Source organism: Methanosphaera sp. (assembly GCF_016282985.1).
In the GTDB taxonomy this organism is placed as follows: Archaea; Methanobacteriota; Methanobacteria; order Methanobacteriales; family Methanobacteriaceae; genus Methanosphaera.
In genome coordinates this window covers 1-11,578 of the sequence record NZ_JAEELZ010000016.1, presented here as the reverse complement: position 1 = coordinate 11,578, position 11,578 = coordinate 1, and the positions used below count along the sequence as shown (strand labels likewise).

The 11,578-nt window shown below is 26.7% G+C and carries 15 protein-coding genes and 2 rRNA genes; 4 read left to right on the top strand and 13 right to left on the bottom strand.

The window, feature by feature from the left end:
* Positions 1-489, top strand: a 489-nt coding sequence (locus QZZ11_RS01045) for a hypothetical protein (RefSeq protein WP_292472715.1), incomplete at its 5' end; no start/stop codon positions are given.
* Between the two features lie 69 nt (positions 490-558).
* Here QZZ11_RS01045 and QZZ11_RS01040 read toward each other — a convergent pair.
* The 8 genes from QZZ11_RS01040 to QZZ11_RS01005 all read right to left on the bottom strand — a co-directional run bounded on the left by QZZ11_RS01040 (position 559) and on the right by QZZ11_RS01005 (position 6,313).
* On the bottom strand, positions 559-807 hold the full coding sequence (locus QZZ11_RS01040) for a DUF357 domain-containing protein (protein WP_292472713.1): 249 nt from the start codon (positions 805-807) through the stop codon (positions 559-561).
* Between the two features lie 82 nt (positions 808-889).
* A complete protein-coding gene (locus QZZ11_RS01035) occupies positions 890-1,297 on the bottom strand; it encodes a pyridoxamine 5'-phosphate oxidase family protein (protein ID WP_292472711.1) in 408 nt (135 codons plus the stop codon).
* Between the two features lie 16 nt (positions 1,298-1,313).
* Positions 1,314-2,456 (bottom strand): pseudomurein-binding repeat-containing protein, encoded by a 1,143-nt coding sequence (locus QZZ11_RS01030; protein WP_292472709.1) that lies wholly within the window; start codon positions 2,454-2,456, stop codon positions 1,314-1,316.
* Positions 2,457-2,835: 379 nt separating this feature from the next.
* The gene (locus QZZ11_RS01025; RefSeq protein ID WP_292472707.1) at positions 2,836-4,026 is read right to left on the bottom strand and encodes a hypothetical protein; all 1,191 of its coding nucleotides are present in this window, start codon (positions 4,024-4,026) and stop codon (positions 2,836-2,838) included.
* Between the two features lie 337 nt (positions 4,027-4,363).
* The gene (locus tag QZZ11_RS01020) at positions 4,364-4,933 is read right to left on the bottom strand and encodes a hypothetical protein (protein WP_292472705.1); all 570 of its coding nucleotides are present in this window, start codon (positions 4,931-4,933) and stop codon (positions 4,364-4,366) included.
* Positions 4,934-4,989: 56 nt separating this feature from the next.
* Positions 4,990-5,517 carry a hypothetical protein gene (locus tag QZZ11_RS01015; protein WP_292472703.1) on the bottom strand — a complete coding sequence of 176 codons (528 nt, stop codon included), beginning with the start codon at positions 5,515-5,517 and terminating at the stop codon, positions 4,990-4,992.
* Positions 5,518-5,604: 87 nt separating this feature from the next.
* Positions 5,605-6,075 carry a TIR domain-containing protein gene (locus QZZ11_RS01010; protein WP_292472701.1) on the bottom strand — a complete coding sequence of 157 codons (471 nt, stop codon included), beginning with the start codon at positions 6,073-6,075 and terminating at the stop codon, positions 5,605-5,607.
* Position 6,076: 1 nt separating this feature from the next.
* Positions 6,077-6,313, bottom strand: coding sequence for a hypothetical protein (locus QZZ11_RS01005; RefSeq protein ID WP_292472698.1), 237 nt, complete (start codon positions 6,311-6,313; stop codon positions 6,077-6,079).
* A gap of 123 nt (positions 6,314-6,436) precedes the next feature.
* On the opposite strand from QZZ11_RS01005, the gene QZZ11_RS01000 reads away from it, so the two are divergent.
* On the top strand, positions 6,437-6,787 hold the full coding sequence (locus QZZ11_RS01000) for an arsenate reductase family protein (RefSeq protein WP_292472696.1): 351 nt from the start codon (positions 6,437-6,439) through the stop codon (positions 6,785-6,787).
* A 68-nt stretch (positions 6,788-6,855) separates the two neighbouring features.
* Here the strand turns inward: QZZ11_RS01000 and QZZ11_RS00995 are convergent, their stop codons facing one another.
* A complete protein-coding gene (locus QZZ11_RS00995) occupies positions 6,856-7,275 on the bottom strand; it encodes a pyridoxamine 5'-phosphate oxidase family protein (RefSeq protein ID WP_292472694.1) in 420 nt (139 codons plus the stop codon).
* A 148-nt stretch (positions 7,276-7,423) separates the two neighbouring features.
* Here QZZ11_RS00995 and QZZ11_RS00990 point away from each other — a divergent pair, with 148 nt between their 5' ends.
* Both QZZ11_RS00990 and QZZ11_RS00985 read left to right on the top strand, forming a co-directional pair.
* The gene (locus tag QZZ11_RS00990; protein WP_292472692.1) at positions 7,424-8,443 is read left to right on the top strand and encodes a hypothetical protein; all 1,020 of its coding nucleotides are present in this window, start codon (positions 7,424-7,426) and stop codon (positions 8,441-8,443) included.
* A gap of 111 nt (positions 8,444-8,554) precedes the next feature.
* On the top strand, positions 8,555-8,776 hold the full coding sequence (locus QZZ11_RS00985) for a ferredoxin (RefSeq protein ID WP_292472690.1): 222 nt from the start codon (positions 8,555-8,557) through the stop codon (positions 8,774-8,776).
* 39 nt (positions 8,777-8,815) lie between these two features.
* Here the strand turns inward: QZZ11_RS00985 and QZZ11_RS00980 are convergent, their stop codons facing one another.
* From QZZ11_RS00980 to QZZ11_RS00965, 4 genes are all read right to left on the bottom strand, one after another.
* On the bottom strand, positions 8,816-10,036 hold the full coding sequence (locus tag QZZ11_RS00980; protein ID WP_292472688.1) for an aldo/keto reductase: 1,221 nt from the start codon (positions 10,034-10,036) through the stop codon (positions 8,816-8,818).
* A gap of 10 nt (positions 10,037-10,046) precedes the next feature.
* The gene (locus QZZ11_RS00975) at positions 10,047-10,610 is read right to left on the bottom strand and encodes a hypothetical protein (protein WP_292472687.1); all 564 of its coding nucleotides are present in this window, start codon (positions 10,608-10,610) and stop codon (positions 10,047-10,049) included.
* 498 nt (positions 10,611-11,108) lie between these two features.
* Positions 11,109-11,230, bottom strand: a 5S ribosomal RNA gene (rrf, locus tag QZZ11_RS00970).
* A gap of 200 nt (positions 11,231-11,430) precedes the next feature.
* Positions 11,431-11,578 (bottom strand): 23S ribosomal RNA (locus QZZ11_RS00965); the annotation flags it as partial.

The window sequence follows — 11,578 nt, the reverse complement described above, 5'->3', positions numbered from 1 at the left end:
CGAGGAAATAATAATTTCTTACAAATATTAGACTACTTTAATAAAAATATAGACGGATTTATTGCTCTAAAAAATCCAAACAGATCACTAATGGAAATCCTTCAAAAAACAGACACATGTACAAAAATTGCAAACCGTTTTGTTTTATCCACTATCCCAATTATATTCAATATTGTTTCCTGGGATGAATCAATCAATGGTGTTTATGAATACAATAGCGAATTAGACAAAAGTAATGAAAGAATCGCCATGACAACAGTATACGATTCAAAATTATCTGCACCCATACTGGTAAACAGAAGCTGTATTACATTAGAAAATCTTGATAATTTTAAAAACGAAGAATATTGTTTAATGGCAATTTCCCGTTACGATGACAATAATGAATATGACTGTGTAACTGCCAGACAAACAGATTCCTGGATAAAAAGTGGAAAATACTTTAAAAAGACTTTAAAATTATTAAACAAATCCAAATTATGGTTATAAAAAAAGAGTTTTCAATTGTATGATGAAGCAAACCTTCCTCATACCCTTATTTTATTTATGATTAAGTAATCATATTAAACCATGAATCATACGTAATGCATCGAGTAATCCATGACTGTATTCTATACATCCAAAAGCAGTTCTCATATCCTCTTTTTCTAAGTAATATTTTGAATCATTCATATAATCCACTGCCCTGTCATATACTTCTTTTTCTTTATCAACAAAAGTTATATTCTCTACCTGTTTAAGGTTTCTTTCTAATTTTTGAATATCAATTGTAATTTTTTCCTTACTCTCTAAATCTTTTTCTAACATAACAAAACCCCTTATTTGTTATATATAAAATATATAAAGTAAACTAATTAAAATTAAGCATTTAAAAAAAAAGAAAAGGTGTTTAATATTTAAAATTATAGGATTCATCTACAGAAAACATGTTTCTAAATTCTGCTGTAGCATCATCAATATAGAATAATTTCATTTTCCATCCATTTTCATCATATAATGCTTTAAGTTCACCCAATATTTCCCAGGTTTTTTCTAATACTTCCGGATTATCTTCAAATTTGGCAACACCATAATACCTGAGTATATCTTCACCTTTGGTAGCCACAATTTCAACTTTTGGATTTGCCTCCATTTGGTGATATACTTCTTTAAAATCTCCCACACCAAAATATATTTTATCATCATGTAAAATATGTAATCCTAATGGTCTACATTTTGGTTGATCCACATCTACTGTTGCTAAAAAGAACATTCCTGCTTCTTCTAAATATTTATCTACTTTTTCTATATCTGACATAAAATTCCTCCTTAATTTATCGTCTTCTTCTATTTCTGAATTTCCTGTTTCTAATTGAATTGATAAACTTACAAAGTATCAATACTACCAATAAAGCTATTAAAGCAGGTAATATATCCAAAAGTGGTGAACTCTGTACCTTATCAAATCTATATTCTGATGCAAAGTCCATATGACTAGCAGTTGTATGATTTTCAGAAATTCTTGCAAAATTATATACCAAATCAGGGTATGCTAAATAAGAACCGCCATATTGTATATAATTTGGTGCACGTCCATTTTCATCCATAAATGATTTAACAATACTGGCCATTTCCATATAATCATATACGGAATAGGAATCACTTGCAAATAATGAATTATCCCATGGATTTTCAGGTTGACCATACTCTATTGGTTCAGATAATCCATTTCCATTCATATATGAACTAGTCATATAAAGAATCTGTGGAGCTGAATAAGAACCATAAGATCCCTGATAAGTCTTATCATCACTGTCTACCAATTCTTTACTAGCCTGTGCCATCACTGACGGATGAATATTATGTGTAACTACCAAATTTTCATCATAATAATTATTAGAATTCTTCTCATATACCTTGTTAACAATCTCTTGTGCAATGTATCTATTTATTTCATCATTACTAGAATCATATATTTCACCGGCATCAGGATACTGTTTTAATGGTTGAATATAATCTATTCCTGATTCTTTAAGAAAAGTTCCCGGATTTTTTATTCCTGCAAAATAATCGCTTGAATAATCATCATCCCATGCTCTTCTAATAAAATCTGCATTATCTAAATCAAAATTACCTACATTTACAAAGATTATTTGTTTGTCAATATTTTGTTTAGCCTTAGCAAGAATTAAAAAGTTTCCTGCACAATTAGCTGCAAAATTAACACTTACATCAGCACTACTTTCAATTGCTCTTGTTCCTTCTCCAGGACTTGGAGCTTTACTATCAACAATTACTTCTATTTGACCATCACTGATTTCTTCTATGTATTTCTTAACAGAATTCAACATATCCAAATCATTACTTTCACTACCGATATGATCAGAAGTTAAAAAAACACTTGTTGCACTGGCAGTCTGAATAAATGAAAAAAGCAGTACAAGGATAAGTATTAAAAACAATAAGTTTTTTTTCATAATATTGCCTGTTTTATTCGTTATCAATATATTAGATTAATATAAGTATAATTTTTTTCGATAAAAATTATGATTACAAATGTTTAAGATATTAACTAGAAAAAAATCTCTTAATTAAAAATAGCTAAAAATGTAAAAAAAAAGAATTTTTGTAGAAAAACTACAAAATCTCTTTCACTTAAAAATTTTGGAGTTCCTTTTAAGATTTATACAATATTTACTAATTAAATAAACTATCTCCAAGATTATTTAATTATTTCATAATGTAGTTATTAAATATTAAATATGTTTATTTGTTTGTGTGAGTATTTACCCACAATATATACTATGAAAAAGAATATATAAATATTTATTTAGAAAAAAGAGCTATTTAAAAAAATTAAATTTTAAATGTAGGAAATTTAGTATATTCCAAATATTTATCCATATTTTTATCATATATTTTTGCCATTGAAATTACCAGATCATATGTTTTTTTAACTTCATTTAAATCATATGTATAATTTCCATGAACCAATATTGAAATATTTCTTTTTTGGAATACCTGCTGATATTCATCCTTATGGTAATAATAATGTTTTCCAACATCATCATATAATTTTTGAAGTAAAAAGAAAGATGATGTTAAAGATAAATTATATTTGGGATATTTATAATCCAATCTTTGAATAATGGTTTTAATAGCAGTTTTTTCTATATCAAGTTGTTTTATTTCATTTATACGGACATCATTTTTCTTAATTCCATATTTTTCCAATAATTCCGCTTCTGCTATCAGTTCCAATGTTCGATACAATCTAATTATAGCATCTTCATATTTTCTTTCTTCCATTCTTCTTTCAGCATTATTTAACAAATCTGCAATCTTATAAGAATTGAATAATTTATTATTATTATCCGATAATATTTTTAATGCATCTAAATTATTTGGTAAATCTTCTAAATTTGAAAAAAAATCTTTTAAATCATCATAATCTTTGTATTGATAGTTAAATGAATCCCATTGACCATATAAATCTATAATTTTAGTAAACATTTGTTCAACAACATCCAAAGAACTATAATTTTCCTCCAACAATTGCTTTGACACAACAAAATCATAATTATTAAATAATTTTTTAATAATATACATTATACTTCCTGAAGTTTTTTCTTCAACAACATCAAATTCATTTAATTTAGCTGTGTCATCAATTGTAAAGCCATCTTCAACTTTAAATCCATACATCTTTGCTACGATAATTGAAATAGCGGCTAGTTTACTGGAACCGTTTGTATAATTGATTCTAATCTTTGAATTAGGGAATTCTCTAATTTTATATTTAAAACGTTTGAAAACGTAATTTAAATCATCTAAATTTTTAAGAATTAAAACAGAAACATTCATTTCTTCCCCATATTTATTTTTATAAAAACTTTTTAAGTCGGAAATTGAATCCAAAATGTCCTTTGTACCAACTAAGACAACCACATCAATTTTTTCTTCATAAACCTTCTTTGATAAAATAGTTATTGATTTATGGAGAGGTATAGAAAATTTGTCACCTAATGCAAACAGTACCTTGGACATTTTAGTCAGCCTCTTTTTTAATAAAATGGGTTTATTAATTTAAATTATTCGATTAAAGAATTAATTGTTTATATGAATATAATCCAATAATTCAGTATAATCTTCATATAGTTATTAAAATTCAACAAAATATATAAAATTTTCTTCAATTAATTATGAAAAAAAATGAATATTATTAATTTAATCTAAGATATCTTGTTTTTAAAGAAAAGGATTATTTCTTTTTTTGAAAAAAAAATTAACTATGAAAAAATAGTAAAAAATAAAAAAATAAATGATTAAAAATGGAAAAAAAAACTTTAAATATTTTTTTAAAAATTATATATGAATTCAAAAGTTATAATATATTATCTAAAGTTTCCTGTGTTTTTACTTCAACAATTTTCCTATCAACAATTTCATATGTTACCTTAAACAAAAGCATTAAATCTTCTTGAATTTTTAACTTGTTGACCCTGTTAAATTGAAATTTAAAATCCACATCCCCCTTTTTCTTCATCTCTAAAAACTCTGTAAACTCGTTAGTGGATGAAATTTCAGGTACTGGATTATATACTCCCTTAAATGAAATTAATTGAGGATAATTTTTTGAGTATCTGCTTTTAATAATAATTACAGTTATTTCCCAAAAGTCATTTTTATAAGTGATTTCATCAAATGCCTGGAAATATTTATCTATCTTCTCATATCTTGAATCAATAATATCTCTGTTTAGACTTCCCGTATCAGTTATTTCAAGTTTTAATTCATTGATATAGAAGTTATACTTATTATTCTTATTTAAGTTAAATACTATGGAAATTATTTCATGTAACTTTTTAAATGTTATATTTGAAGGTATCATTACTTTTCTTTCCGTTTCAGGAGTTACTTCCTCCAATATAAATGTTGTTTCAAAGCCATTCATTATAATATCCCCACAAAATAAAGTTTAAAAAAATAGTAAAAAGAGGAGTTGAATAATTAAAATACAAATTTTTGTTGTTTTTTATGTTTATAATTTATAGGAAGTGCATTTTGTGTTACTTGCTTCAATATTTCAAGTAGCTTATCACTATCCTCCACATCTTTTAATACAATTTCCTGCCATTGTGATTCAAGATCTTTTATTTCAGCTAACAAATCAATACCCTGTTGAGTTAGTTTTACATCATATGGAAGTTCATCACATTCCATATTTACTTCAACCAAACCTTTGTTTTCAAGTTTCTGATATTTTTTGATAAATAATTTTTTGTGTAATTCAAATAAATTATCCATTTGTTCAGGATTTTCCAATAATTTTTTGTATTGGGCAATTCTCACTTTCTTATGATGAGGTTTAGAATGTTTGTTTGCATCTTTTAACAGTTTTATTTGACTACTATGTAAATGTTTACTAAGATTTTCCTTAATGAATGTTAGTTTTGAATCTTCTATCAATGCTATCATCGGGGAGATATCGTTCATATTGTTTATTACGTTTACGTGTGGATGATTATTTTCTGCCATATTTTCACCATAATTTTCATATTATTCTAAATTTATTACAATACTTATTATTAATTAATGTAATTATTAAAGTTTTTTAGAAAAATATTATATCAATAATGGGTGTTTGGTTAATTTGTTATTTAATGATATTTGAATATAGGATTCCAAATCATCATAATCATCAGTCCAGTCAAAATAGGATGCATAACCAGAATATAAGTTTCTTAATAATTTTTCCGGAATGATTTTTGGATTTAAATCCTGTTTTAAATAATCATCATTTGTTGGTAAACATAACCCCATCACACATGCATCTTCATGCAATCCAAAATCAATTTCCCAATCTACATTTTTAGATTTATATGTTTCTTTTCCCACAAGAACTATGAATATGTCATTTTTTGATGATGTTTTCTTTAATTCTTCAGTATATTTGTTAAAATTATGACATATTTCATAATTATGCGGTGAAGAATATGTATTAAAGTGTGTTCCTATAATTTTACCAAGTTTGTCTCTGAAATATTTATCTACATGATAATAACTGATAAATAAATTGAATTTTTCTAGATCCATTTTAATCCTCTTTTTTTGTTTTACTTTGATATATTAATGTGTATTCTAATTTTAAAGTGTCGTCGTCTAACACAGGATCAATTTTAAAGATATCCCCTCTTGAAATGGAATATTCTTTGCTGATATCGGCAGGTAATGTTAAATCAATGGATTTTGTCCCTTGTCTTTGCCTGGCTTTTACTGTGTAATTTTTCATGATATTATATATTATTAAACTAGTATTTAAATCTATGTACATAAACAACATAAAATACATTAAATACATAATGTAAATTATGTACATAATGTACATAAAAAAAAGAATAGTAATAAATGAATAAATTAACAAAAAGATAAACATAAAGAATAAATGGAGATAAAAATGTTATTTGTAGAATATCCACGATGTACAACCTGTAAAAAAGCAAAAAAATGGTTAGATGAACATAATATTGATTATGAAGATAGAGATATAGTGAAAGATAATCCTCAATCCAATGAACTCAAAGAATGGTACGAAAAATCAGAATTACCGCTAAAAAGATTCTTCAACACCAGTGGTAAAATATACCGGGAAAAAAAACTAAAGGATAAACTACCTGACATGACAGAAGAAGAACAAATAAATCTACTATCCACAGATGGAATGTTAGTAAAAAGACCAATAATAGTAACCGATTCATTTGTACTGACAGGATTTAAAGAAAAAGAATGGGAAGAAAAATTACTCTAAAAATCCAAAAAATAGTGTAGAAAAGCAACTACACACTTAATACTTTTTTTAAAAAAAAAATGTAAAACTTAATTCAAGAAATCAAACACTTCAACAATACCTGACATATCTCTGATTTCAGCAGTAGCCTTATCAATATGGAATATTACGGCAGAATCATCTGAAGAATCACCATATAACTGTTCAAGCATTGGAAGAATTTCAAAAGCCTTTTTAAGCAATGCTTTATCTTCATCAGCATCAAATACAACTCTACCATAATATCTGATAAACTGATTTTCAACCAAACCAACAAATTCTACATTAGTATTTTTAATCATCTGAGTATGAAGATCCTTGGATTCTCCAGTTAAGAAATAAATTTGATTATCCACCAACATTTTAAAACCAATAGGACGATTTTTAGGTTTTTCACCTTTAACTGTTGCTAAAAATAATACTCCAGCTTTCTGCATAAAATCAAAAACTTTTTGTCTACTATCTGACATGATAAATTCCACCTTATTACCTATGATAAATAATCTCTTCTATAAAATATTTAATTATTTATACGAATTAAAAGAATCATAGATTAAATTTATTAATAATTTAAATTATAAAATAATATAAGATATACTTTCAAAAGGGGATAAAAAAATGCAACAATGTTTACATTGTGGACAATACAATGAGGATTATGAAGACTACTGTGCATATTGTGGTGAAGAACTCTATATTGAAATCGATCATGACGATTCCAGAAATACAAAAATGGACCACCTATATGCAGACAGTATTGCAAGAGAAATTATTGATTCAAATACAAACGTCTTCGATGATGAATTAGATGAAGTAACAAAGGAGTTACTCGGAGAAAATGAAGAAGATAATAAAACGTTTATAATGGATTTTGATGAATACGACTTTGAATCAGAAGAAACGTTTCAAAGAAACGATGAAAAACTAATAAAACTAGAACAAAAACTAAAGGATAAAATCAGAAGAAACAAAAAATTAGAGGCAGGAATGGGATTAATAATAAGAAATATTGATGCAATCCTGGATGACTATGATGGTCCTCTTATAATTCTTGGAGAAATAACAACAAACGACAAACTAGATAATAAAAAAGTACAATTATCAGCAATCTCCTATGACATCAACAAAAAACAACTGACTAAAAACTCAACTATTGTAAAAGTGGATCATGGAAACTTTGAAAAATTTACCATAAGCCTGGAATTAGACATCGCCGAAACTGCAATCATCATCATACTACCAGAAATGATCAGATACGATAATGATGAACTTGAAGAAGAAAAAAACTCTATCAAAAAAGAAAAAATAGAAATTCCTGAAGAAGGAAATAATATTTTTATAGAACAACTAATTGACATAGAACGTAAAATAGGAATGACACTAACAAACACATCTGTTCTGGTTAAATCAGAAAACAGCATAGAAATTGTTGGTGAAATAACAATTGAGAATCCGGACAAATATCATGACATAAAAATTGCAGCAACATGTTATGACAGGAACAATAAAATAATCGGAACTGAATCTACAAAAATCAATACAAAACTATTCCTTGGATTTGACACGTTGAGTCTAAACATAGAAAACATCAATGTACAAAACATTCAAAGAATAAGATTATACCCTACCCTCCAGTAAAAAACTTTTTCAATTATCCCCTATTTTTTTTCAACTTTACTTTCACAGTAACAAATATTTAAATATCATAATTAACTAAGATAAGAATATATTCTTAGGGAGAATGACAAAATGTATGAAATAATATTAGAAAGAGAAGAATGTACAAGTTGTGGACATTGTGTTGAACTAGACGAATCAAAATTTGTATTTGATGATGACGACAGAGCAACATTAGTTGGTTCAGACAGAGATGACGACGTAGATGAATTAAAAGTCGAAGATGCAGAAATTTACGAACAAGCATCCGAAAACTGTACAGGTGAATGTATAGAAGTATATGAAGAAGATTAATCTTCTATCATATTTTCCTTTTAAAACAAAACTATTTTTTTATAAAACATATTTCATAAGCTTCTTCAAAATAGGAATAAAAGGCCTGACTAATTTTCCATGGTAATCATTATCAACCATTCTTATCAAAGAAGGAATATCCAATTGTTGAGGACATTTAGAAGTACATAAACCACAATCCACACATAAAGAAGCATCATGCGCTTCACCAGTTACCCCCAAAATATTTCCGGCATACAAAATAAATGTATGATGAACACCAAAAGTTTTATCCTCAGAAAAAAGATGCTTATCATTATAATACTTAAAGATTGCAGGAATATTAATTTCCTGAGGACAAGGCATACAATAATTACAGCCAGTACAACTAATCTCATTTAATCTAAGAAGAACTTCTTTAATATCATCAACAAGCTTCAACTCATTTTCATTCAAAGGACTTTCCAAATGTCCGTTAACAATACGAACATTTTCCTCAACCATCTCCAAAGAATTCATACCACTTAAAACACAAGTAATTTCCGGAGTATCATAAAGCCAACTAAAAGCCAGATCAGCATTACTACGAACAGTACCTGAATTTTCAATTAGAGTTTTAATCTCAAGAGGCATATCACCAGCCAATAAACCACCCTTCAACGGCTCCATGATGACAACACTCATACCCCTCTGATTAGCTAATTTAATACCTTCAAGACCTGCCTGCATATTATTGTCCAAATAATTATATTGAAGTAAGGTAACATCCCAATCATACAAATCAAGAATCTTCTTAAAATCTATTAAAGAACCATGAAAAGAAAAACCCATATTAATTATCTGACCCTTGGATTTCTTATCTTCAATAAAATCAAACAAACCGCAATCAACTAATTTGAGAACATCATTGTAACTGATAATATTATGCAAAAAGTAATAATCTATATAAGAAGTACGAAGATTCTCTAACTGATTATTAAACATATCTTCCATATCATCTAACGAATGTATAACCATACGGTTCATCTTGGTAGAAATGAATATATTCTCACGACAATTAAGCTTTTCTATGATTTCACCAAGAGCCCGTTCATTAGAACCCGAACCATTACCATAAAGATAAGCAGTATCAAAATAATTAATACCATTATCTACAGCACATTTGATCTGTTCATAAGCCAAATCCATATCAATACTCGTACCATTATTTTTAAGTCTCATCGCACCAAAACCCAACAATGAAACATTTTTACCAGTTCTAACATCAAGCCTATACTCCATATAAACACCCTCAATCTAAAATCCAATTACGAGCCTTATAAATAGCAAATTCCATAGGATAATTATTATTCAAAATTTCTAAAACAGAAGATACAATATCATCATCAGAACTATTATTTAAAATATCAATTAAAATATCAAAATCAACTACCTGATCTTTCACCTGCATCAACAGGATATTCTTCCAAACATCAGATTCATCAGTTTTATCAACTAACTTATATGTTTCTAATTCAAGATACAAAGATTGTAAAAGATTAGCAGCAACTTCAGTAATCAAAGTATCTCCCCTGATATTATAATCATCAATATTAACAATTAAATCAGTTACTCTATAAATAAAAATTTTTAATTCCTCTAAATCCATTAAAATATTATTATTCAATAAATCTTCTATATAATAATAAAAATCAATAAACTCATCTAAATTTTCACCATTATACCTGAAAACCAATCTTAAACAAAATAGCATGTTCTTAAGATAATGATTAGTTTTAGCTGACAATAACTCATTTTTAAGAGATTTAATATCATTAATAAATAATATTTCTAACTTTTTATCCTTCCGTTCCATAAAATCATATCCTTATAGTAAATATATAGTTAATAATTAAAATAGATTATAAAAAAAATAAAAAATGATAAAAAAATACCCATAGAAAAAAGTAAATATATAATAAATAAAAAACATAAATAATTATGATTAATATTAATTAATCATGTATTATTTTAATACAAAAATATATTCATTAAGAGATAGGTTATGAAGTAGAAATTTCCATAATGTTTCTTTCTTCTTAACCTAAAATTTTTAGCTATTTCTAATTAAAATTATTAAATTTAAATATTTAAAATATAAAAAAAAGAATTAATAATAATCAATAAAAAATAATAATCTCCAGAAAAAAAAACTAATTTTAATAAAATTGAGAATTTATTTAAAAAATAAAAATATAAAAGTAGAATCAAGAACTCATTACAAAAAACAGAACAAACAACAATACATAACAAATTCAACACAAATCAAAACAAAAATAGCACAAATAAAACACAAGGTAAATGAATAATAAAAGGCCGGCAACTTTCCGAAATTCCCATAAGCTTACCACCTATAGTACAAAACAGAACGTAGATAGACTTTATTACTGAGATCGAGACGAGATCAGATGTGACCCTATCGCTATGGTCGCCGTACCAATAAATAAATCGATAAACGTAAAAATCCAGTTGAAATATAAAATCCAAATACTGAATACACCTAACTAGAATAGAACTAAGAATCTAAAGTAACTTTATAATATTCCACAACATACTAATCAAGATAATTATAATATGTTGAACATAAAACAGTCACTTATAATAAGATCTCTGCCTAGTTTGATAATTTAATATGAAATTGTGAAAAATCGGGTGTTGGAAACCGCGGACTTAACAACTCGAAAAAAATCTCGAAGCTTACATCCCAGCCCCATCAAACAAGTCTTCTACTCATACCCTAAAAAAGCTGCTTATTTTCACGGAATACCTCAGGCTTAGATGCTT

What these genes read in the sequence shown, in the direction of transcription:
- QZZ11_RS01030 (WP_292472709.1), bottom strand. Translation starts at nt 2,456, where the DNA reads ATGAAAAAAAACTTATTGTTTTTAATACTTATCCTTGTACTGCTTTTT.
- QZZ11_RS01005 (WP_292472698.1), bottom strand. Translation starts at nt 6,313, where the DNA reads ATGTACATAGATTTAAATACTAGTTTAATAATATATAATATCATGAAA.
- QZZ11_RS00975 (WP_292472687.1), bottom strand. Translation starts at nt 10,610, where the DNA reads ATGGAACGGAAGGATAAAAAGTTAGAAATATTATTTATTAATGATATT.
- QZZ11_RS00990 (WP_292472692.1), top strand. Translation starts at nt 7,424, where the DNA reads ATGCAACAATGTTTACATTGTGGACAATACAATGAGGATTATGAAGAC.
- QZZ11_RS00980 (WP_292472688.1), bottom strand. Translation starts at nt 10,036, where the DNA reads ATGGAGTATAGGCTTGATGTTAGAACTGGTAAAAATGTTTCATTGTTG.
- QZZ11_RS01025 (WP_292472707.1), bottom strand. Translation starts at nt 4,026, where the DNA reads ATGTCCAAGGTACTGTTTGCATTAGGTGACAAATTTTCTATACCTCTC.
- QZZ11_RS00985 (WP_292472690.1), top strand. Translation starts at nt 8,555, where the DNA reads ATGTATGAAATAATATTAGAAAGAGAAGAATGTACAAGTTGTGGACAT.
- QZZ11_RS00995 (WP_292472694.1), bottom strand. Translation starts at nt 7,275, where the DNA reads ATGTCAGATAGTAGACAAAAAGTTTTTGATTTTATGCAGAAAGCTGGA.
- QZZ11_RS01035 (WP_292472711.1), bottom strand. Translation starts at nt 1,297, where the DNA reads ATGTCAGATATAGAAAAAGTAGATAAATATTTAGAAGAAGCAGGAATG.
- QZZ11_RS01020 (WP_292472705.1), bottom strand. Translation starts at nt 4,933, where the DNA reads ATGAATGGCTTTGAAACAACATTTATATTGGAGGAAGTAACTCCTGAA.
- QZZ11_RS01040 (WP_292472713.1), bottom strand. Translation starts at nt 807, where the DNA reads ATGTTAGAAAAAGATTTAGAGAGTAAGGAAAAAATTACAATTGATATT.
- QZZ11_RS01015 (WP_292472703.1), bottom strand. Translation starts at nt 5,517, where the DNA reads ATGGCAGAAAATAATCATCCACACGTAAACGTAATAAACAATATGAAC.
- QZZ11_RS01010 (WP_292472701.1), bottom strand. Translation starts at nt 6,075, where the DNA reads ATGGATCTAGAAAAATTCAATTTATTTATCAGTTATTATCATGTAGAT.
- QZZ11_RS01000 (WP_292472696.1), top strand. Translation starts at nt 6,437, where the DNA reads ATGTTATTTGTAGAATATCCACGATGTACAACCTGTAAAAAAGCAAAA.